Annotated in this window: 21 protein-coding genes; 14 read left to right on the forward strand and 7 right to left on the reverse strand. The window is 70.1% G+C overall.

The features are described 5' to 3' along the window. The first annotated feature begins 10 nt into the window (after positions 1 to 10). The 7 genes from ACFVT5_RS02960 to ACFVT5_RS02990 all read left to right on the forward strand — a co-directional run bounded on the left by ACFVT5_RS02960 (position 11) and on the right by ACFVT5_RS02990 (position 5,446). Positions 11 to 901, forward strand: coding sequence for a DUF5936 domain-containing protein (locus ACFVT5_RS02960; protein ID WP_389881000.1), 891 nt, complete (start codon positions 11 to 13; stop codon positions 899 to 901). 5 nt (positions 902 to 906) lie between these two features. Then, positions 907 to 2,373, forward strand: a complete 1,467-nt coding sequence (locus tag ACFVT5_RS02965; RefSeq protein WP_389880735.1) for a sensor histidine kinase — start codon at positions 907 to 909, stop codon at positions 2,371 to 2,373. Further along, positions 2,363 to 3,166 carry a response regulator gene (locus ACFVT5_RS02970; RefSeq protein WP_389880737.1) on the forward strand — a complete coding sequence of 268 codons (804 nt, stop codon included), beginning with the start codon at positions 2,363 to 2,365 and terminating at the stop codon, positions 3,164 to 3,166. Before ACFVT5_RS02965 ends, ACFVT5_RS02970 begins: the two co-directional genes overlap by 11 nt. A 186-nt stretch (positions 3,167 to 3,352) precedes the next feature. Next, a complete protein-coding gene (locus ACFVT5_RS02975) occupies positions 3,353 to 3,535 on the forward strand; it encodes a hypothetical protein (protein WP_389881002.1) in 183 nt (60 codons plus the stop codon). Next, positions 3,532 to 4,137, forward strand: a complete 606-nt coding sequence (locus ACFVT5_RS02980) for a pilus assembly protein TadG-related protein (protein ID WP_389881004.1) — start codon at positions 3,532 to 3,534, stop codon at positions 4,135 to 4,137. Before ACFVT5_RS02975 ends, ACFVT5_RS02980 begins: the two co-directional genes overlap by 4 nt. A gap of 15 nt (positions 4,138 to 4,152) precedes the next feature. After that, complete coding sequence (locus ACFVT5_RS02985; RefSeq protein WP_389880739.1) at positions 4,153 to 4,746, forward strand: hypothetical protein; 594 nt, start codon at positions 4,153 to 4,155, stop codon at positions 4,744 to 4,746. Positions 4,747 to 4,804: 58 nt separating this feature from the next. After that, entirely contained in the window at positions 4,805 to 5,446 is a 642-nt protein-coding gene (locus tag ACFVT5_RS02990; protein ID WP_389880741.1) for an OmpA family protein, read from the forward strand. Between the two features lie 22 nt (positions 5,447 to 5,468). On the opposite strand, the gene ACFVT5_RS02995 is transcribed toward ACFVT5_RS02990, so the two are convergent. Continuing rightward, positions 5,469 to 5,972, reverse strand: a complete 504-nt coding sequence (locus ACFVT5_RS02995) for a DinB family protein (protein WP_389880743.1) — start codon at positions 5,970 to 5,972, stop codon at positions 5,469 to 5,471. A gap of 84 nt (positions 5,973 to 6,056) precedes the next feature. Here ACFVT5_RS02995 and ACFVT5_RS03000 point away from each other — a divergent pair, with 84 nt between their 5' ends. After that, positions 6,057 to 6,830, forward strand: coding sequence for a methyltransferase domain-containing protein (locus tag ACFVT5_RS03000; protein ID WP_389880745.1), 774 nt, complete (start codon positions 6,057 to 6,059; stop codon positions 6,828 to 6,830). Positions 6,831 to 6,852: 22 nt separating this feature from the next. Here ACFVT5_RS03000 and ACFVT5_RS03005 read toward each other — a convergent pair whose 3' ends face one another. Continuing rightward, complete coding sequence (locus tag ACFVT5_RS03005; RefSeq protein ID WP_389880747.1) at positions 6,853 to 8,031, reverse strand: winged helix DNA-binding domain-containing protein; 1,179 nt, start codon at positions 8,029 to 8,031, stop codon at positions 6,853 to 6,855. 151 nt (positions 8,032 to 8,182) lie between these two features. Between ACFVT5_RS03005 and ACFVT5_RS03010 the strand changes: the two genes are divergently transcribed. After that, a complete protein-coding gene (locus ACFVT5_RS03010) occupies positions 8,183 to 8,554 on the forward strand; it encodes a winged helix-turn-helix transcriptional regulator (RefSeq protein ID WP_389880749.1) in 372 nt (123 codons plus the stop codon). Positions 8,555 to 8,821: 267 nt separating this feature from the next. Here ACFVT5_RS03010 and ACFVT5_RS03015 read toward each other — a convergent pair whose 3' ends face one another. Beyond that, on the reverse strand, positions 8,822 to 9,160 hold the full coding sequence (locus tag ACFVT5_RS03015; RefSeq protein WP_389880750.1) for a DUF192 domain-containing protein: 339 nt from the start codon (positions 9,158 to 9,160) through the stop codon (positions 8,822 to 8,824). Positions 9,161 to 10,286: 1,126 nt separating this feature from the next. Then, positions 10,287 to 11,324 (reverse strand): L-glyceraldehyde 3-phosphate reductase, encoded by a 1,038-nt coding sequence (gene mgrA / locus ACFVT5_RS03020; RefSeq protein ID WP_389880752.1) that lies wholly within the window; start codon positions 11,322 to 11,324, stop codon positions 10,287 to 10,289. Between the two features lie 220 nt (positions 11,325 to 11,544). Here mgrA and ACFVT5_RS03025 point away from each other — a divergent pair, with 220 nt between their 5' ends. From ACFVT5_RS03025 to ACFVT5_RS03040, 4 genes are all read left to right on the forward strand, one after another. Further along, positions 11,545 to 12,306, forward strand: a complete 762-nt coding sequence (locus ACFVT5_RS03025) for an isoprenyl transferase (protein WP_389880754.1) — start codon at positions 11,545 to 11,547, stop codon at positions 12,304 to 12,306. Positions 12,307 to 12,655: 349 nt separating this feature from the next. Beyond that, positions 12,656 to 13,978 carry a PhoH family protein gene (locus ACFVT5_RS03030; protein WP_389880755.1) on the forward strand — a complete coding sequence of 441 codons (1,323 nt, stop codon included), beginning with the start codon at positions 12,656 to 12,658 and terminating at the stop codon, positions 13,976 to 13,978. Between the two features lie 447 nt (positions 13,979 to 14,425). Next, positions 14,426 to 15,124, forward strand: coding sequence for a transglycosylase SLT domain-containing protein (locus ACFVT5_RS03035; protein WP_389880757.1), 699 nt, complete (start codon positions 14,426 to 14,428; stop codon positions 15,122 to 15,124). Positions 15,125 to 15,280: 156 nt separating this feature from the next. Next, positions 15,281 to 16,678, forward strand: a complete 1,398-nt coding sequence (locus ACFVT5_RS03040) for an AI-2E family transporter (protein WP_389880759.1) — start codon at positions 15,281 to 15,283, stop codon at positions 16,676 to 16,678. A 94-nt stretch (positions 16,679 to 16,772) separates the two neighbouring features. Here ACFVT5_RS03040 and ACFVT5_RS03045 read toward each other — a convergent pair whose 3' ends face one another. After that, positions 16,773 to 17,312, reverse strand: a complete 540-nt coding sequence (locus ACFVT5_RS03045; protein WP_389881007.1) for an alkyl hydroperoxide reductase — start codon at positions 17,310 to 17,312, stop codon at positions 16,773 to 16,775. Positions 17,313 to 17,314: 2 nt separating this feature from the next. Continuing rightward, positions 17,315 to 17,869: a peroxiredoxin gene (locus tag ACFVT5_RS03050; RefSeq protein ID WP_389880761.1), complete on the reverse strand. Its 555-nt coding sequence runs from the start codon at positions 17,867 to 17,869 to the stop codon at positions 17,315 to 17,317. A 159-nt stretch (positions 17,870 to 18,028) separates the two neighbouring features. Here ACFVT5_RS03050 and ACFVT5_RS03055 point away from each other — a divergent pair, with 159 nt between their 5' ends. After that, the gene (locus ACFVT5_RS03055) at positions 18,029 to 19,039 is read left to right on the forward strand and encodes a LysR substrate-binding domain-containing protein (RefSeq protein WP_389880763.1); all 1,011 of its coding nucleotides are present in this window, start codon (positions 18,029 to 18,031) and stop codon (positions 19,037 to 19,039) included. A 45-nt stretch (positions 19,040 to 19,084) separates the two neighbouring features. On the opposite strand, the gene ACFVT5_RS03060 is transcribed toward ACFVT5_RS03055, so the two are convergent. Beyond that, on the reverse strand, positions 19,085 to 21,382 hold the full coding sequence (locus ACFVT5_RS03060) for an ABC transporter permease (protein WP_389881009.1): 2,298 nt from the start codon (positions 21,380 to 21,382) through the stop codon (positions 19,085 to 19,087). Positions 21,383 to 21,419 lie beyond the last annotated feature (37 nt).

The following is a 21,419-nucleotide window of genomic DNA, read 5'->3' on the forward strand; positions in this document are numbered from 1 at the left end:
GAACACCGCGCTGACCGGCCTGCTGCTCGCCGCCCTCATGGGCGCCGCCGTCCTCGGCGTCTGCGTCGGCGTCCGCATGTACCGCGCCGATGCCAAACTCCCCGGCGACCTCGCCGTCGCCCTCGAAGTCGGCGCCTCCCGTGTCTCCAAGGCCGACTCCGCCGTCGACCGCCTCGGTATGCGCCTCGCGCCCACCGTGCTGCGCCTGATGGGCCGCCGACGGGTCGACGCCAAACGCCGCCGTATCGACATGGCGGGCAACCCGGGCGGCCTCACCATCGACCGGTACGCGGCCCGCCGCGCGGTCTACGGCATCTTCGGCGTCGTCCTCGGCCTGGTGTTCCTCAGCAACGGCCAGACCCTGTTCGCCGCCTTCACCCTCGCCTTCGGCCTGTTCGCCGCCGACGCCCTCATCTGGCAGGCCATCCGCGAACGCCGCGCCGTCATCGACCGCGTCCTGCCCGACTTCCTCGACGTACTCGCCGTCGTCGTCTCGGCCGGACTCGGCTTCCGCCAGGCCCTGGACCGCGTCGCCGAGCGCTACGAGGGTCCCTGGGCGGACGAACTCCGCATCACCCTGCGCCAGATGGACATGGGCGTCAGCCGCCGCCAGGCGTTCGACGAACTCCGCCGGCGCAACGAGTCCGAACAGGTCGCCCAGTTCGTCTCCGCCCTCCAGCAGGGCGAGGAACTCGGCTCCCCGATCGCCGACACCCTCATCCAGATCGCCACGGACATGCGCCGCACCGACGCGCAGAACGCCCGCCGCCGCGCCGCCAAGACCATCCCCAAGGCGACCATGGTCACCCTCGTCTTCATGCTCCCCGCCACGATGATCCTCATCGCCACGGGCATGTTCCTCGGCTCGGGCACCGACTTCGGCTCGATTCTGGGGCGGTGAGGGGCATGAGGGCGGTCAGGGGGGCGAAGGGGGTCGGAGCGATGCGGGCGGTACGGGAGGTACGGGCCGTACGAGGTGGGGTGGCACCGGGCGGTTCGGGCGCGGGTCCCGGGCGGTGGCGCCCGCTGCGGTACCGGCTCCGGCTCCGGCCGCGTTCCGCGACCTCTCCGCTGGCCACCCGCCCCGGCCCGTGGCCGTCCGCCATCGAGGACGACGCGCCCGCGCCCAGCCTCCGTATCCAGCTCAGCGCCCTCCAGGCCCTGTGCCGCCAAGTGTGCGGCGTACGCCTCGCGATGATCGCCCTGGGCACCCCTTTCGCGCTGACCGGCGCCGCGGACGGCCACCCGCGCTACTTCGTCCTCGCCGCCGCCGTGTTCAGCTTCATGGGCTCGTACGCGATGCTCCGCGACTGGGAACGCTTCGGCCCGCGCCTCCTGGCCCACCCCACCCTCCTCGGCGTCGACCTGCTCCTCGGCTCGGTCCTCCTGCTCGCCGCGTCCCCGGCCTCCCCGCTCGGCTACGCGGCCGTCTGTACCCCCCTCCTGTCCGGCCTCCTCTACGGCTGGCGCGGCGCCGGAGTCTTCACGGGCATCCAGATCGCCCTGCTGATGTCGGTGTACCGCGCCTGGGAGCACCGGCCGGGCGCGGGACCCAGCGCCCTGCTCCTGGCCGGGTTCTGCGTCGGCGCCGGCATCATCGGCGTGACCCTGCGCAACCTGATGTTCCGCTTCGGCGCGGCAGGCCAGGCGCTCGCCGAGGCCAACGCCCGGCTCGCGGTCCGCGACGCCGTCGAGTCCGAACGCGCCCGCCTGGCACGCGAGATGCACGACTCGGTAACCAAAACCCTCTACGGACTCGCCCTTTCGGCGGACGCCCTCGCCGCGTCCGCCGACCGCGAGGACCCGGCGGCGCTGCGGCACCGCGCCGACCTGGTGGCCCGCTCGGCCCGGCACGCAGCCGCCGAGTCCGGCGCCCTGCTCGACGGTCTACGCCACCACACCGAGCCCGGGGCGAACGGCGCCGACCCGGTGGACCTACTCTCCGAACTCACCGCGTACGCCGAGGACTTCACGGCCCGTACCGGTCTGCGCACCCGGGTCGTCCGGACCGGCGCCGACCGGGCGTCGCTGCCGGGCTGGGCGGCGCGTGAGGTGCTGACGATCGTGGGCGAGGCGCTGGAGAACACGCGGCGCCACGCGGCGGCGACCCGGGTGGAAATCGCCCTCTCCGGCACGGGCGCCAGGGACATGACCCTGACCCTCACCGACGACGGCCGCGGCCTCCCACCCGACACCACCCTGCCCGCCCTGCGCGCCAAGGGCCACTACGGCCTGATCGGCATGGCGGAACGGGCCGGGGCGCTGGGCGGCACGCTGACGTACGGGCCGGGCGGGGGGCGGGACCCGGGCACGGCGATCACCCTGACCCTGACCCCGGTCCCCTCGAAGGGGGCGAGATCCCATGCCGGATGAGAAGGGCCCCGCGGCGCTGCGGGTCGTGGTGGCGGACGACAACCCGGTCGTACGGGCCGGACTCACCGCGCTGCTCGACGGCCGGGCCGACATCTGCGTGGTCGCCGAGACGGCCGACGGTGCGGGCGCGGTGGCGGCGGTACGGAGGTGGCGGCCCGATGTGCTGCTCCTGGACGTCCGGATGCCTGGCACGGACGGCCTCACGGCACTGTCCGCGCTCGCCGGACATGTACCGGTGCTGATGCTGACGTACAGCGGGGACGCGGGGACCGTGCGGGAGGCGGTGCGGTTGGGGGCGCGGGGGTATCTGGTGCACGGGGAGTTCACGGCGGGGGAACTCGTGGCGGCGGTGCGGTGGACGCGGGACGGGCGAGGTACGTTCACGCCGACGGCGAGGGACGCATTGCTTCAGCGGACGATGCATACGATGCCGTCTGTCTCCGACAGCCCTCCCCTTGGCGGGACATCGTCCGCTCTCCTCGAAACTCCTTCGCAGATGCAACCCATTGTGGGACAGTCGGACCAGGACCGTGACGGGGACCGTGTCGGTACCCGGGACCGCTTCGACCGGCGTGCGTACGGGCTGAGTTCTCGGGAGGTGGAGGTCATGGATCTCATCGCGTCCGGCATGAACAACCGGCAGATCGCGGCGGCCTGCTTCATCAGCGAGAAGACGGTCAAGAACCACATCAACCGGATCTTCGCGAAGGTGCAGTGCGCGAGCCGCAGCGAGGCGATAGCACGGTGGCTGGGCACGGCACACGCGGCAGTGGGGGAGGCCCGCCACCGATGACACCCCACCACACCCCCTCACAAACCGGCCAACTTGCCCTATGGGGGGAGGGTTGGGCCCCCAGGCCCACGAGGGAGACTCACTTCATGGCCTACGTTGCCAGGGTAGGCGCGGGGTTTGTCTTTGAGGGAGGGGCTCACAGTGGCGGAGCTGTCGTTGAAAGTCGCTGTAGCGCTGAGCAGTTGGATGCGCACGATTTCCCTGCGGATGCGCGAGAGGGAGAAGGACGCGGGGGCGGGGTTTGTCGAGTACGCGGGTCTGCTGATCATCATCGCGGGCATCTTCACAGCGATCGACCAGTTGGGTCTGGACGGCAAGATCGCCCAGGCGATCGGGAACACCGTCGCCAAAGTCATCGGCGGAGGCTGACGCCTGGCCTTGCCGACGGCGACCGAGGGCAGACTCTCCCGATCTATATCTGGCTCACAGGCATTCTGCTCTTCGTCGCGTTCGCTTTCTTCGCCTTCGCCCAGGCCGCCTCCGCACGCAACGGCGCACAGTCCGCCGCTGATGCGGCGGCGCTGGCGGCTGCCCAGGACTCCCGGGACGAGCTGATGCTCGGCCTGGAGACCGCGATCGGCGAGGACGATCAGTGGCTCGACTGGTTGAACGGCGATCTGTTCCAGGGGGCCGGCGCCCCGGCCGCGGCCCAGCGACTGGCCGACCAGAACGACTCCGACGTCACGGCCTTCGCCTCGACCCAGGTCAACAGTTACCCCGGATACCGTGTGGAGATCGAGACCCGCTACACCGTGGGTGACTCCATCATTCCGGGTACCGAATCCCAGCATGCGAAGGCGCATGCCACGGCCGTCATCCAACCGCGTTGCGACTTCGACACGGCCGCCGATTCAGAGAAGCCCGTCGAACTGAACTGTGACGGCGAGTTGGTGAACATCGATCCGGGGGACTTCGACCCGGAGGATCTTCCCGACGCGTCCGTCCTGTTCTCCGTTCATCTGGCTGAGTGAGAGGAAGCCGTACCGATGCACATTCGGCACACCATGAAGGCCCGCAGGGCACTGACCGCGGTGGCGATCACGACTGGGCTGGTCCTCACGGTGGCCGGTTGCGGCGGTGGAGGGGATGACAAACCGAAGTCCGGGGCCGACACCTCGTCCGCTGCCACCAACGACGGAACTGACGAGAAACCGCAGGAATCACAGGCACCCGCCGATGAGAAGGTGCTGGCGGAGGTCAAGAACAACGGGATCACTCTGACGGTGACCTCGGCTGTGCGCGACGCTGGTGGGTTCCTCACAGTCCAGGGGAAGGTCACCAACGGCACGTCAGGAATCTGGCTTGGAACCGAGTGGAAGAGTGACGAGACCGAACTGAGCGAGAACGGAGGCTCCCTGGCAGGTGCCGGTGTCATCGATGCCACGGCGAAGAAGAGGTACCTCGTGCTCCGGGACACGGAAGGTCGCTGCCTGTGCACCAAGTTCCAAGGAGGGGTCAATCGGGGCCAGACCGTCGAATGGTTCGCTCAATTCCCCGCACCCCCGGAAGGCACGACCAAAGCGGAATTCCAGGTGCCCACCATGCCCCCCGCCCCCATCGAAATCTCCGACGGCGAGTAACCCCATGACCGCCTCATGCCGGCGCCCCATCCCGCGCCCCGCCACCACCGCCCTAGGCATGTTCACCCTGGTGATCGGCTTTGTCGTTGCCGGGGTCGAACCCGCTCAAGCCGATGACCCCACCCCCAGCGTCCCCCCGGGCAGCGTCAGCAGTGCTGTTGTGCCCGAGGTGGACGCCAACAGTCCGGGGCTGCGGTTGGCCGACGGGGCCACGCTGGCGGATGCCAAGGTGCTCGACATCAAGTCCGTCGTCGAGGACATGGGCGGCGAGGAACGCCGCGAAGACACCAACCAGGACGTGAAGTTCGCACTCCAGGCCGAGGTCCTGTTCCCCAAGAACAGCGGCAAACTGAACCCGGACGCCCTGTCCCGTATCCGCGCCATCGCCGACGAGATCAAGAGCCAACAGGCCACGAACGTCCGCGTGTTCGGCTTCACGGACAACCTCGGCTCCTACGCCCACGGCAAGGTGCTGTCCAAGCAGCGGGCCGATGCCGTCCATGACGCGCTGGCCGCCGACCTCGGCCCCGAGATCACCTACGAGGTCCGCGGATACAGCGAGGACTACCCCATCGCCGACAACTCCTCCGAACAGGGCCGCAGGAAGAACCGCCGGGTCGAGGTCTCCTTCCAGCGGGGCGAGGGACCCGCCGCTTCGGAGTCCGGAGGTGACACCGCCGCCGGGTCCAGCACCCCCTGACACGAAGTACCCCTGACCTCCGTCACGCCGCCCGATGGTCGCCCGTCGACCCGTCGATCAGTTCCCGCATGACATCCGCGTGCCCCGCGTGCCGTGCCGTCTCCTCCACCATGTGCAGCAGCACCCACCGCATCGACACCGTCGCCCCGTGCCATGCCGTGCCCAGCGCGTCCAGCTCCGTCTCCTCGACGGCGGTGTCCGCGGCGGCGCGGGCCCGGCCGTAGAAGGCGAGGATCTGCTCGGGCGTCTCGTCCGGGCCGAGCGCCATGTCCTCGGTCTCCGAGTCGAACCAGAGCGGTTCGAAGTCCCGCCCGAATGTCTCGCAGAACCACCCGTACTCGACCGTCGCCAGATGCTTCACCAGACCGATCAGTGTCAGCCCGGACGGCAGTACCGTACGCCGCACCTGCTCGTCGTCCAGTCCTTCGAGCTTCCACAGCACCGCGTCCCGATGCCGGTCCAGGCTCACCCGCAGGCTTTCCTTCTCGCCGCCGGTGTAGGGCACCTGTTGCGTCTGTTTCGTCATGCCCGGAAACGTAACAGCGGGCTGCGGCATCCGCCCCGCGATAAACGGTTCGCCAGGTCACGGCGCCTCTGGGACCATCGGGGGATGTCCCCAGTCGATCCCCGTACCTACGACGATCTCGTCGCCGAGGCCGACGCCGCGCCCGTCGACGGGTGGGACTTCTCCTGGTTCGACGGGCGGGCCACCGAAGAGCGTCCCTCCTGGGGGTACGCCCGGCTGATGGCGCGGCGCCTCGCCCGCGCCACGGCCGCCCTCGACATCCAGACCGGCGGCGGCGAAGTCCTCGCCTCCGCGCCCACACTGCCGCCCCTGACCGCCGCCACCGAAGCCTGGCCTCCGAACGTCGCCCGAGCCACCGCCCTGCTCGCCCCACGCGGCGTGGTCGTCGTCGCCTCACCCGAGGACGCGCCGCTGCCTTTCGCGGACGGCGCGTTCGATCTTGTCGTGAGCCGGCACCCGGTGAAGGCGCACTGGCCGGAGATCGCCCGGGTCCTGCGCCCCGGCGGCGGTTATCTCTCGCAGGAGGTCGGCCCGGCGAGCGTGTTCGAGGTCGTCGAGTACTTCCTCGGCCCGCAGCCCGAGGCCATCCGTACCGGCCGCGACCCCGAGCGGGCCCGCCGCGACGCCGAGGCGGCCGGGCTCCGGGTCACCGACCTGCGTGCGGAGCGGCTGCGGATCGAGTTCCACGACATCGGCGCGGTCGTCCACTTCCTGCGCAAGGTCATCTGGATGGTGCCGGGCTTCACGGTCGAACGGTACGGGGAGCGGTTGCGTGAGTTGCATGAACGGATCGTGGCCGAGGGCCCGTTCGTGGCCCACAGCAGCCGCTTCCTGATCGAGGCGCACAAGCCACGCTGAACGTACGGGTGTCCCTGAGGGGCTACGCGTGTGCCCCGACCGTCACCTCGCCCACCACCAACTCCGGTTCCGCCTCCAGTACTTCCCCCACCCGCGCGACCTCCGCCGTCAACTCCCTTGTGTGGGCGGCCGTCAGCCGGCCCAGGGGCTCCACCGTGACCGTCGTCCGGCGGCCCCGGCGTCGCTGGTGCCAGACCCCCGCGACCTCCCCGTCCACCAGGAGCAGTGGAAAGTTCCCGGCCTGCCCGCCCGCGAGGGCACGTGCGAAGGCCCGGCCGGGGAAGAGCCGTGCGCGGGGGTGGCTCGCGATCCCGTACGCGTCGAAGTACGGCAGCAGCCGTACCCCCGGCACCCCGCCCACCGCGTCCCCCGGATCGTCCGGGAACTCCGTGTCGTCCGCCGCCACCCACGCCGTCGCGCCGTCCGACACCGGCTCGAAGGGGACCGGTTCGATCGCGCCCACCGCCGCCAGCGTGCCGAACAGCTTCACGGTCCACCCCTGCGGAGCCGCCGCCCACCGGGCGAAGTCGTGGGCGGTGGCGGGCCCGTAGGCGTACAGATAGCGGCGTACGTACGCGGCGACCGCCTCGTCCCGTGGCATCGGCTCGTGGTGCGGCGGCCGGGTGTACGTGGCCTTGCGGCCCCGGTCGGGCGCGAAGCAGAGGGCGCCGCGCTGCCCGGCGAGGTGCATCACCTGCCGCCAGCGCGGCCACATCCCCTGGAACGCCGGCATCACCAGGTCACCGGCCCACGCCCCGGTACGGGCCACCACCTCGTCGTGGAGTTCGTCGACGGTGAGCCGCGCGCCGTCGAGCGCGTCGCCGATCGCCGCGACGACCTCCTCGGTCTCCTCCGGCGACATCCGTACCCCGGACGCGAACGAAGCCTTCGGCGGGATCTCGGGCAACGCGGCCGACCAGAAGGGGAGTTCGGCGGTGGGGAGCAGATGCAGGGTGCCGCGCGGGCCGAAGGTCTTCACCAGGGTGCCGTCCGTCCACAGCGCGTCGCGGACGGTACGCCGGGTCACGCCGGCCATCCGTACGCCGAGGGAGATCTCCGCCGCGGACAGCACCTGCGCGTGGACGCCGAGCATGGCGCGCGCCACGTCGGCGACCGGTGTGCCCTCGGCCGCGCGGGTCCGCAGGAACTGGCGTTCGGCGCGGCGGGCCCCGGCCCGCGCCCATGTGATCGTCGCTGTCATGGGCGCGAGGCTAGGCGCCGATCAGGTCGGATTCCGTCCGCAATGACCTTTCGTCCGCGATCCCCGACCGGTGACCGGTGACCGGTGACCGGCGTCGGGCTCGGCAGTACTGTCGATCCGGTAAGCGAGGGACGCGTGCGAGGAGTTGGGGATGACCAAGGGCAAGGGTCCGTACAGCTGTGGTCTCGACGCCGCCGTCGATGTCGTCGGCGGGAAGTGGAAGCCGATGATCCTGTGGTCGCTGTACGAGGGCGGGACACTTCGGTTCGGGGAGCTGCGGCGCCATGTGCGGGGCGTCAGCGAGAAGATGCTGATCCAGCAGTTGCGGGAGCTGGAGGCCGACGGGATCGTGCATCGCGAGGTGTACCGGGAGGTCCCGCCCAAGGTGGAGTACTCGCTCACCGACCTCGGCGAGCAGCTCAACACCGCGTTGATTCCGCTCGGGCTGTGGGGGGAGCGGCACATGGACGAGGTCGTCGCCCGCAAGCACCATGACCAGCACCAGCACCCCACGTCGGCCTGACGCGTAGCGGCTCGATCCAGGCGCTCGATGGCCTGAATTCGATCCTCTCGTACGCCGAACTGACTGCCTCTGGCGTATCAGCGGCACCATCCGCCCCAGGGGACGTTTTCCGTATCGTTATCGAGCCTGGCTCGCATCGGGGCGCGGCGCCACGTAAGTTCAGACCAAGGTTATTCGCGTCAGCAAAGCTGCGCGGGCGGTACCGCGCAGTGGAGGGGGCTGCGCGGTGCCGGATCGGAGTCGGTTCGGCACCGGGCCCGTGTCGTATCAGTTTTCGGCCATCTTCAGACGGGTTCCCGGGGTCACTCCCCAGGCCCTCATCGCCCCCGCCTCCGCCTCAAGCATGTACCGCGCCCGCAGTCGCGGGAGGCCGATCCGTCCAGGGCGCATGGTCCGTACGGCGAGCACTCTCAAGTCGCCGTCCAGGTGGGCCACATCGATCGTGAACCGCATCCCCAGGGTGTGTACGGACCGGGTCCTGGTCAGCAGAAGCGCCCCGTCGATGCCCGTACGTCCCAGCAGTCCCCGGCGGCGCGCCGCACCCGTCTCCGCGATCTCCAGCGGGACCGCCGCCGCGTGCCCCGGCACGGTGAAGCTCGTCGCCATGTGCGTGAGGCTAGCGCCGTCCGGGAGGCTCCCGCGTCAAGCGGACGTCCCGCCCCGCGTCCCCCGAGCGGAGTACGGCACGCACGTGCGACACGCCGCCGCTCCACCCCCGCGCACCGGCAGTTTTACCGGCCGGAACCGGCCTGTACCTGCCTCACGGCGTCGTCGGCCAATAACGGAGAGTAGTTGTCCGACGCCAATGCACGCAGCATCACTTACGAAGGGTTATGGTGGAAACCCCCCCTCGGGCCGGTCCGTATCCCCCCCCACGGACCGGCCCGTTTTTTCATGCCGGGAAATCCGGAAGCACGACACCCTCCGCCCCGGGGCCCCTCGAAGGCCACCACCCTCCGCCACCAAGCCCTCCGCCCCGCGGTTCCTCGAAGAGCCCGGCCCTTCGGCGCCAGCCCACGGCCCCGGGGTTCTTCGAAGGGCGCCGCCCTTCAATTCCGCCGCGACGGCGCCCAGCCACCACGACCCTGACCGGCGGCGCCAAGCCCTCCGCCCCCCGGTCCGGGGTACCCCGAAGGGCACCACCCTCCGGGGCCAGCCCTCCGCTCCGGCGTTGCTCGAAGGGCCCGGCCCTTCGATTCCGCCGCAGCGGCGCCCGGCCACCACGAGCCTGACCGGTGGTGCCAAACCCACCGCCCCCAGCGTCCGGGGTTGCCCGAAGGGCACGACCCTTCGGCGCCGGCCCACGGCCCGGGGTCCCTCGAAGGGCACCGCCCTTCGATTCCGCCGCAGCGGCGCCCGGCCACCACGACCCTGACGGCCGGCGCGAAGCCTCCTGCCGTCCGGGGTGGCCCGAAGGGCACCAGCCTTCGGCGCCAAGCCCTCCGCTCCGGCGTGGTTCGAAGGGCCCGGCCCTTCGATTCCGCCGCAGCGGCCCCCGGCCACCACGATCCTGACCGGCGGTGCCAAGCCCACCGCCATCCGGGGGTTGCTCGAAGGGCGCCGCCCTTCGAATCCGCCGCGACGGCGCTCAGCCACCACGAGCCTGACCGGCGGTGCCAAGCCCACACCGCCCCCGCCCCGGGGTTCCTCGAAGGGCACCGCCCTTCGAACCCGCCGCAGCGGCACCGAGCCCCCGACCGCCGGCGCCAGACTCACCGCCCCGCCGGGGGCCCTAGCGTCGGCCGGCCCAAATGTTCGTCCCCGGAGTCGACACCGCGAACGTGTCGATCTCGGCGAGTTCCTCGTCCGTCAGCTTCGGGCCCGTGAGGGCCGCCACATTCGCCTCCAGCTGCGCCACACTCGACGCGCCGATCAGCGCCGACGTCATCCGCTCGTCCCGCAGCACCCACGTCAGCGCGAGCTGCGCCAGCGACTGGCCCCGCCGCGCCGCGATGTCGTTCAGGCCGCGCAGCCTCCGGACCACGTCGTCGCTCAGCAGATTCGGGTCGAGGGACTTGCCCTGCGCGGCCCGGGAACCCTCCGGAATGCCCGTCAGGTACTTGTCCGTCAGCAGCCCCTGGGCGAGCGGTGCGAAGGAGATGCAGCCCATCCCGGCGTCCTCAAGGGTGTCGAGCAGCCGGTCGTCCTCGGTCCAGCGGTTGATCATCGAGTACGAGGGCTGGTGGATCAGCGGACGTACGCCCATGGAGGTGAGGATCCGCGCGGCTTCGGCCGTCTGCTCGCTGGTGTACGACGACACGCCGACGTACAGCGCCTTGCCCTGCTGGATCGCCGACGCCAGCGCGCCCATCGTCTCCTCAAGCGGCGTGTCGGGGTCGAAACGGTGCGAGTAGAAGATGTCGACGTAGTCCACGCCCATCCGCTTCAGCGACGCGTCCAGCGACGACAGCAGATACTTGCGGGAGCCCCACTCGCCGTACGGGCCCGGGTGCATCAGATAGCCAGCCTTGGTCGACAGGACCAGTTCGTCGCGGTACGGCGCGAAGTCCTGCTGGAAGAGCTTGCCGAAGTTCAGCTCGGCGGAACCGGCCGGCGGGCCGTAGTTGTTCGCCAGGTCGAAATGGGTGACGCCGAGATCGAAGGCGCGCCGCAGGATGGCGCGCTGGGACTCCAGGGAGCGGTCGTCGCCGAAGTTGTGCCAAAGGCCGAGAGAGATCGAAGGGAGTCGCAGACCGCTGCGGCCCGAGCGCCGGTACTCCATGGAGTCGTAGCGCGCCGTTGCCGCCTGGTACAGAGCCGTGTCGTTCATGAGTCCGAAACTACTTCAGCGGGCCCGCACCCCACAGCGGCACCCACCCCTCACAGCGGTAGGGTGTCGCCCTCGGGGAAGCCGAATACCAGGGCCCTCGGGGAAGCCGATTGCCCGAGGGGCCGACAAGAGTGTGCTGTGCTCTTCGGGGGCGACCCCCGGACCCCCGGCAGGATCAGCCCTGCGGCCGGCCCCCACGCAACGCGAGAGGTGAGACTCGGTGAACTTGCGCGACCTGGTGTACGGACTCTACGCACGCCGGGTGGAAGGTCGCCTCGACCACGACCAGGTCCCCAAGCACATCGGCGTCATCCTGGACGGCAACCGCCGCTGGGCGAAAGCGTCCGGAGGAACCACCGCGCAGGGCCACCGCGCGGGCGCCGACAAGATCTCCGAGTTCCTCGGCTGGTGCGCCGAGACCGAGGTCGAGGTCGTCACCCTCTGGATGCTGTCCACGGACAACTTCGACCGGCCCGAGGACGAACTCGGTCCGCTGCTCGGCATCATCGAGGACGCCGTCCGCGGTCTCGCCTCCGACGGGCGCTGGCGCGTCCACCACGTGGGCACCCTCGACCTGCTGCCCGGCCGCACCCAGACCGTCCTCAAGGAGGCCGAGCAGGCCACCGACGGCAACCACGGGATACTGGTCAATGTCGCCGTCGGCTACGGCGGACGCCAGGAGATCGCCGACGCCGTGCGCTCCCTGCTCCTCGACCACGCCCAGCGGGGCACCAGCTTCGAGGAACTCGCCGAGCTGGTCGACATCGACGTCATCTCCGAACACCTGTACACCCGGGGCCAGCCCGACCCGGACCTCGTCATCCGTACCAGCGGTGAACAGCGGCTCTCCGGGTTCATGCTGTGGCAGTCGGCCCACTCCGAGTACTACTTCTGTGAGGTCTTCTGGCCGGCCTTCCGCAAGGTCGACTTCCTGCGCGCCCTGCGTGACTACGCCGCGCGCCACCGGCGCTACGGGGGCTGACCGGGGCCCCGGACGAGGTCCGAAGTGAGGTCCCGGGCGGAGCGGGTCACCCGACGTTCACCCACGCGCCGTCATATGCCATGGCATGGCCAGGCGTATTGAAGGGAATAAGCCACCCAGGTCGACATCCCGAGCAGTACCGGAAAGGGATGTCGGATCTCAGCGGACGGCATGGCGTCGCCCGCCCGGGAGGCTCTTTGCACCAGGTGCACCGTACGTACCGTGCGGACGAGGCAGAGGGCCGGAGTTCGGCCGCTGTCTCGCGGCCCGAACCCGGTTCGTTCCTTCCTTTCGGGGTGCCCCGCGCTGCCGTCGCTCCCCGACCTCGTCCGAGGGGGTACGTCCTTCCGTGGTGACCAGCACAAAGCGCCGCCTGCCAGACCGGCGCACCTATGTTCTCGACACCAGCGTCCTGCTGGCCGACCCGAACGCGATGTCCCGGTTCGACGAGCACGAAGTCGTCCTGCCGATCGTCGTCGTCACGGAGCTGGAGGCCAAGCGGCACCATCCGGAACTCGGCTACTTCGCCCGGCAGGCCCTGCGCCTGCTCGACGACTACCGTGTCCGGTACGGCCGTCTCGACGCCCCCATCTCCCTGGGCGACCTGGGCGGCACCCTGCGCGTCGAGCTGAACCACTCCGACCCCGGCGTCCTCCCGGCGGGCTATCGGCTGGGGGACAACGACTCCCGGATTCTCGCCGTCGCCCGCAACCTCCAGGCCGAGGGATACGACGTGACGGTCGTGTCGAAGGACCTGCCGCTGCGCATCAAGGCGTCGTCGGTGGGTCTCCTCGCCGAGGAGTACCGCGCGGAACTCGCCATCACGGAGTCCGGCTGGACCGGTATGTCCGAACTGACCCTCTCGGGTGAGCAGGTGGATCTCCTCTTCGACGGGAACACCCTGTATGTCCCGGAGGCGGCGGAGCTGCCGGTGCACACGGGGCTGACGATCCAGTCGGAGCGGGGCAAGGCGCTCGGCCGGGTGACGTCCGACGGCCAGGTCCGGCTGGTGCGCGGGGACCGCGAGGTGTTCGGCATCAAGGGCCGCAGCGCCGAGCAGCGCATCGCGCTGGATCTGCTGCTCGACCCGGACATCGGGATCCTGTCCATGGGCGGCCGGGCCGGCACCGGTAAGTCGGCGCTCGCGCTCTGCGCGGGTCTCGAAGCCGTCCTGGAGCGCAGGCAGCACCAGAAGGTGATGGTCTTCCGGCCGCTGTACGCGGTGGGCGGGCAGGAGCTGGGCTATCTGCCGGGCACCGAGGCCGAGAAGATGGGCCCCTGGGCGCAGGCCGTCTTCGACACGCTGTCGGCGGTCACCAGCCGTGACGTCATCGAAGAGGTCACCGCGCGCGGCATGCTGGAGGTGCTGCCGCTCACGCATATCCGGGGCCGCTCGCTGCACGACGCGTTCGTGATCGTCGACGAGGCCCAATCCCTGGAGCGGAATGTCCTGTTGACCGTGTTGTCCAGGATCGGGGCGAATTCACGGGTGGTGCTGACCCATGATGTCGCCCAGCGGGACAATCTGCGGGTCGGGCGGTACGACGGTGTGGTCGCGGTCGTGGAGAAGCTGAAGGGCCATCCGCTCTTCGCCCATGTCACGCTCACCCGTTCGGAGCGTTCACAGATCGCTGCCCTGGTGACCGAAATGCTGGAGGACGTGCATATCTGACCCGGAAGCGAGGGTCTGGCCACGAGGTGGGGTGATCGGTCCCGGTCCGTCATCTCGTGGCGACGGCACGTATGTTGGCGCCGTCCGGAAGAGCCTGAGAGCTTAGCCGGGCGGCGCCTTCATGTGCGGGAGATTCCGCGAAACTCTTGAGGCAAACGAGGTGTGAGCTTTCACACGCAACAGGGAATTGCCTTGCGGTGCGGGGCTGCGGCAAAGTCTGGGTCCTGTCAGGTCCCCGCATACGACACATCTGTATCCCCAGCGATACGGCACCACAGAACTCCATAGCGTCGTCGTATGCCGCCCGAGCATCATGTGGCGCTCCCGCCAAGGGAGTTGCCCAGCGGGCCCGTGCCTCCCGTGACCCCGTAGTTCGGAGGCCAGCGCCAGGGGCACGATTGCGTCCGCGAGGGTCACCTAAGCGGGCGATGCTGGAAGGACAACCGTGTGAGCCGGATCTCGGTCCGGGGATTCGCGGTGGCCTCGGCCACCGCGGTCACCACTGTCGGCGCCGTCGTGGGTGTTGCCTCGGGCAACCCCCAGCAGCCCTCGAACGACTTCGAGGCGACGGCCGGCGAAGCGACCCTCCTCGCCGACATTCCCGCGGGCCAGCAGGCCCAGGTGCAGACCGCCTCGCTGACCCAGCAGGCGGACGCCCAGGCCATCGCGGCCGACACCGCTGCCAAGAAGTCCGCGGAGGAGACGGCCCGTAAGAAGGCCGCCGAGGACGCTGTCGCCAAGCAGAAGGCAGCGGAGAAGGCGGAGAAGGAGGCCAAGGAGCGCGCCGAGGCCGAGAAGGTCGCCAGCCGTTCCGCCACCCGCGACGCGTCCAGCTTCTCCCCGCAGAGTTCGTACTCGATCTCGCAGATCCAGGCGATGGCCCGCTCCATGGTCCCCGCGGACCAGTTCCAGTGCTTCAGCAACATCGTGAACCACGAGTCGACCTGGAACTACCGTGCCGTGAACCCCTCTTCGGGTGCGTACGGGCTCTTCCAGGCCCTGCCCGCCTCGAAGATGTCCTCGGCCGGCTCCGACTGGCAGACCAACCCGGCCACCCAGATCAAGTGGGGCCTCAGCTACATGGACGGCCGCTACGGCAGCCCCTGTGGAGCCTGGTCCTTCTGGCAGGCCAACAACTGGTACTAGGAGCCCTGGTTCCGAGTGCGCGCTCGTCGCGTACCGCTCAACCTTCCGAAGCCCCTCGCCGTCCTACGGTGAGGGGCTTCGGCCCTGTACGGTTCTCTACGTTCCGGGGGAGTGGTGAGCGGGAAAAGCGCGAGAAGCGGGGGAAGAGGACAGATCATGGCGCGCGTACCAGGGTGGCTCGACCGGCTCGGGTCGGGTCTCTCGCGCTTCGGCCAGCAACTCGGCGAACAGTGGGACGAACGCCGGGCGCGCGCCGAGCAACGCGCCGACGCCGAGGACGACATGCCGGGGCCCGGCACGGGCACCGACCCGTCGACACCGGACCACGTACCACCGCCCCCGGCCTACGCGCCCGCCGTGGCGCCGCCCACCGACCCGGTCACGGCCGTGCCGTGGGGGCTGCGGGTCGCCGCCGAGGCCAGTTGGCGCCTCCTCGTTCTCGCGGGCACGCTCTGGGTGTTGATGCGGGTCATCAGCTCCGTCCAGCTCGTCGTGTTCGCGTTCGTCGCCGCGCTCCTCGTCACCGCGCTGCTGCAACCCACCGTCGCCCGCCTCAAACGGCTCGGTGTGCCGGGCGGGCTCGCGACCGTGCTCACCGCGATCCTCGGCTTCGTCGTGATGGGCCTGGTCGGCTGGTTCGTGGTGTGGCAGGTCATGGAGAACATCGACGACCTGTCCAACCAGGTCCAGGACGGCATCGACGAGTTGCGCAAGTGGCTCCTCAACAGCCCGTTCCATGTCACCGAGGACCAGATCAACGACATCGCCAAGAACCTGCGGGACGCGGTCGGCGCCAACACCGACTCCATAACGTCCGCCGGTCTGGAGGGCGTCACCGTCATCGTGGAGGCCCTCACCGGCATCCTCCTCGCGATGTTCTCGACGCTGTTCCTCCTCTACGACGGCCGCCGCATCTGGGAGTGGGTCCTCAAGCTCGTCCCGACGGCGGCCCGTCCCGGCATCGCGGGCGCCGGGCCCCGGGCCTGGCGGACGCTGACCGCGTATGTGCGCGGCACGGTGATAGTCGCCCTGATCGACGCCATCTTCATCGGCCTCGGCATCTACTTCCTCGGTGTGCCGATGGCGGTGCCGCTCGCCGTGTTCATCTTCCTGTTCGCGTTCATCCCGCTGGTCGGCGCGGTGGTGTCCGGCGCGCTCGCCGTCGTCGTCGCGCTGGTCACGCAGGGCGTGTTCACCGCCGTCATGACGCTCGCGGTGGTGCTCGCCGTGCAGCAGATCGAGGGCCATATCCTCCAGCCCTTCATCCTGGGCCGCGCGGTACGGGTGCATCCGCTCGCCGTCGTCCTGTCGGTCGCGGCCGGCGGTCTGGTCGCCGGGATCGGCGGCGCCGTCGTCGCCGTACCGCTGGTCGCGGTGACCAACACGGTCGTCGGCTATTTGCGGGCGTACTCCCGCGAGGAGGCGCTGAGACGGTCACCGCAGCCGCACGGCGCGACGGCCGCGGGCGTGGCTCCGGTGGACCTGCCGCCCGCACCGCCCCCGGAACCACCGGCGCCACCGGCGTCACCGCCCGGCACGGGTCCGGAGAAGTAGCGGCGCGACTACGGCCAACTCCCAGGCACGGTACGGCACATGACGAAGGGGCCCGCACGGAGTGTCCGTGCGGGCCCTTCGTCGTACGTCGCCGTCAGACCGTGGCCGTGAGGGCGGCCTCGGCGTCGAGGGTCGTGCCGACCGCCTGGAGCACCGAGGCGATCTTGAACGCCTCCTGGACGGTCTCGCGGTCGACGCCCGCCTTGCGGAGCACCTGCTCGTGCGAGTCGAGGCACTGCCCGCAGCCGTTGATCGCGGACACCGCGAGCGACCACAGCTCGAAGTCGGCCTTCTCCACACCGGGGTTGCCGATGACGTTCATCCGCAGGCCCGCGCGCAGCGTCCCGTACTCGGGGTCCGAGAGCAGATGGCGGGTGCGGTAGAAGACGTTGTTCATCGCCATGACCGCCGCCGCCGACTTCGCCGCGGTGTACGCCTCGGGGGAGAGGTGGGCCCTGGCCTCCGGCTCAAGCTCCCGCAGCACGATCGGGCTGCGGGTCGCGATGGCGCAGGCCAGGACCGTGCCCCAGAGCTGCTGCGCCGGCAGATCGCTGTTGCCGATGACCGAACCGAGGTTGAGCCGCAGGTCCTTGGCGTAGTCCGGTACGGCGGACTTCAGATCGTCGAGGGCCACACTCACTCACCGGCCAGCAGCTTGACCGGGTCGAGAGTGGTCTCGCCCTTGGACCAGTTGCACGGGCACAGCTCGTCCGTCTGGAGCGCGTCGAGGACCCGCAGGACCTCCTTGGGGTTACGGCCCACGGAACCGGCGGTCACCATCGTGAACTGGATCTCGTTGTTCGGGTCGACGATGAACACGGCACGCTGCGCGAAGCCGTCCTCGCCCTCGACACCGCAGTCCCGCATCAGCTCGTGCCGGGAGTCGGCGAGCATCGGGAACGGCAGGTCACGCAGGTCGTCGTGGTCCTTGCGCCAGGCGTGGTGCACGAACTCGGAGTCGCCCGAGGCGCCGAGGATCTGGGCGTCACGGTCGGCGAACTCGTCGTTCAGCTTGCCGAAAGCGGCGATCTCGGTGGGGCAGACGAAGGTGAAGTCCTTCGGCCAGAAGAACACCACGCGCCACTTGCCCTCGTAGGACTTGTGGTTGATCTGCTCGAACTCCTGGCCGCTCTCCAGCGACACACAAGCAGTCAGGTCGTACGTGGGGAACTGGTCACCGACAGTGAGCACGCGCTCTCCTTGCAGCGTAGGAACCCCCGATTTCCAGGGGTTTCCTGTGGGGTTGGACTGCTCACGATGGTGGCACACGGTGCATTGATTCGGGAAATAGCTAGACTCGGTGGTGTTGATCGAGATTGCTTATCAGTGACGGGGAGTGAGTGACGGCCCATGGCCAGGGATACGGGTACGGGTACGGCTACGCGCGCGGCGCGCGGCGGTGTCGCGCGGGGCGGGCGGGGGCGGCAGCCGAGTCTGGCGCAGCTACGGGCCTTCGCCGCCGTCGCCGAGCATCTGCACTTCCGGGACGCGGCGGCCTCGATCGGGATGAGCCAGCCCGCGCTGTCCGGCGCCGTGTCCGCCCTGGAGGACGTCCTCGGGGTGCGGCTCCTGGAGCGTACGACCCGCAAGGTGCTGTTGTCGCCCGCCGGGGAGCGGCTCGCGATACGGGCCAAGGCCGTTCTGGACGAGGTCGGCGCGCTGCTCGACGAGGCCGAGGCGGTACGGGCGCCGTTCACCGGGGCGTTGCGGCTCGGGGTGATCCCCACCGTGGCGCCCTATCTGCTGCCGACGGTGCTGCGGCTCGTCCACGAGCGGTATCCGCAACTCGACCTCCAGGTGCACGAGGAGCAGACCGAGTCCCTGCTCGACGGCCTCGCCGCCGGGCGGCTCGATCTGCTGCTGCTCGCCGTGCCGCTCGGGGTGCCGGGAATAGTCGAACTCCCCCTGTTCGACGAGGACTTCGTGCTCGTCACGCCGATGGATCACTGGCTCGGGGGACGGGAGGGGATTCCTCGCGACGCGCTGCGGGAGTTGAAGCTGTTGCTGCTGGACGAGGGGCACTGTCTGCGGGACCAGGCGCTCGACATCTGCCGGGAGGCGGGGCGGGACGATGTGCCCGTCACGACCACCGCTGCCGGGTTGTCCACGTTGGTGCAGCTCGTGGCCGGGGGGTTGGGGGTGACTCTGTTGCCGCGGAGTGCGGTTGCCGTGGAGACGGCCCGTAGTGGTCAGTTGCTGACCGGGTACTTCGCCGAGCCCGCGCCGGCTCGGAGGGTGGCTTTCGCTACGAGGGTGGGGGCGGCGAGGTTCGGGGAGTACGGGGTTTTGGCTGAGGCTTTGCGGGGGGAGCTTCGGGGGTTGCCGGTTCGGGTGGTTGCTGATGCCCCGGTGCCTGGGTGACCCTGTGAAGTTCGGGTCACCCGGCACCGGGGCGCGGCGTGGTGGTTACTCCGTGCGGAGGCCGTCCGGGCGCATGAGTTTCCATAGTGGGGGGAGGCTCAGGAGGGTGACCAGGAGGACTACTCCCGCTCCGATTCCCGTCATGGACAAGAGGCTTGGCCAGTCGATGGCGACGCTCGCTCCCGTCATCTTGAGGAGCGCCACGCCCAGGGTGAGGCCCACCACCGCCGCCAGGACCAGGCCGAGGGCGATCGGGAGTGCCGTCTGCCACAGGACCGACAGACTCAGCGTCCGGCGCCGCGTACCGAAGGCGATCAGCGCCGACAACAGCTTCTTGCGCTCGCGCAGTTGCTCCAGCTGGGAGACCAGCAGGCTCGCGCCGATCAGCAGCAGCACGCAGGTCGCGCCGACGAACAGGCCCGTACGGATGGACGTGAAGCGATCGTTCCGCTCCTGCGCCACCAGGGTCATGGGCTCGGCGATCGGGCTCAGTGACGCCGCCGCGTTGCGCACGAACTCACGGGAGTCCGCCACCGACGGGTCGAGCTGGAGATAGACCCAGCTCACGATCGCCGGGGCGGCGGCCTTCGGGAGGGCGCTCGGCGTGACGAGGAGGCCGCCGCGCTCGGATCCGGACGGGTCCGTACGGGTGTCGACCCACTTGATGTTCTTCGGCATCGTCCAGGCCACCCGGGCGCCGCCCCAGCCGCCGTAGGAGGGGTCGACGTACAGTGTCTGGCCGGACTTGGCGAGCAGGGGCGTGTTCGTGTCGTACTCGGCGTTCCGTACGGCGAAGACGTCCCCGTCGCGGCACGACGTCACCTTGGCGACCTCGCGCAGGGCGTCGCAGCCACCGACGGTCAGCTCGCTCGTGCGGTCCGGGTCGTTCTTCTTGTCGCCCAGTGAACCTCCCCCGAGCGGTGTCGTGTGGGTCACGCCCCGCGTGGCCGCCAGGACGCGGGCGCCCTCCGCGAGCGGGACGTCGCCGGGCAGCGAGACGTTCATCTGGGCGCGTGACAGGTCGTTGGTCGTCATCTTCGTGTAGTCGCCCTCGACGCCCGCGAACAGCATCTGCAGGGCGATGGCGCCGGCCACCGCGACCGCGATGCCGTTGACCATGCGGGCCGCCGGACCACTGCTCAACTGAAGCCTGCGGATCGCCAGTTGCCAGGAGACCGAGCCACCGTCCAGGCGGGACACGACGGCTTCGACGACCCAGGGCAGCAGTGCCGTGACCCCGATCAGGAGCAGCACTGTGCCGCCGGTGACCAGCCACTGGTTGAAGTACCCCTGGTCGGTGCCCTGGCCGATCATCGGGTACAGCATCGCCAGACCGCCGAGCGGAAGCAGCAGACGCCACCACAGCCGGCGGCGCCGGGGCTTGGCCGAACGGACCACGCCCAGCGGTTCGATGACGACACCGCGCAGCGCGAACAGGGTCACCGCGACGGCGGCGGCCGGTACGGCGAGGGCGACCAGGAGCGCCAGCAGGGGCGACGGGTTGAGGTCCTGGGGGAAGGCGGAGATGTCGTAGACCTGGAGGCTGCCCGCGAACTCCCGTCCCGTCAGGAAGAATCCGGTGCCGAGTACCAGCCCGAACAGGGACCCGGCGACCGCCTCGCCCGCGGCGATCCTGCGGGTCATCCGGCCGTCGGCGCCGACCAGGCGCAGCGCGGCGAGCCTGCGGTCCCGGCGCTCGCCGCCGAAGCGGACCGCCGTCGCGATGAACACGGCGACCGGCATCAGCAGCACGATGAACACCATCAGGATGAGCAGCATCAGAACCGGGTCCAGCGGCTCGGACTCGCGGTCCACGCCGAAGCGGTCGATGCGTTCGACCCGGATCGAGCCCCTGTTCTGGGCGGTCAGCCGGTCGGAGCCAGCGTAGTAGGCGAGTTCCTGCGAACCGATCAGACCGCTGTCGCCGATGCTGCCGGTGATCGTGTACGGAAGGCGTTCGCGCAGCAGCTTGCCCGCGTCGGACTTCAGCAGCTCCGCGAGTGCGGGGGAGACGACCATCTCGCCCCGCGCGGGGAAGGTGCCGACGCCCGGCGGCAGCGGTGCGCGCGGGCCCTCGGCCTGGATCAACCGCCCGCGGATCTCGTCGCCGCGGTACGTCGAGTCGGCCCGAGCGATGAGAAGCGTGTTGTCCGCCTTCGGCGGGATCTCCTGGGCGTAGGTCATGTCCTGGCGGTCACGCTCACGGTTGTGGCGTTCGCCGAGGGCGCTGGGTAGGGCGGTGGTGAGCAGCAGCAGCGCCACACCGAGGCCGACGCCGACGGCTGTGAGCGCCGTCCGCATCCAGCCCTCGCGCCCGCCCGTGACGGCGAACCGGGCGCCCATCGTGAGGTCCCGTACCCAACCGGTCGTACCCGTCGGG

Source organism: Streptomyces sp. NPDC058001, assembly GCF_042886315.1.
Classification (GTDB): domain Bacteria; phylum Actinomycetota; class Actinomycetes; order Streptomycetales; family Streptomycetaceae; genus Streptomyces.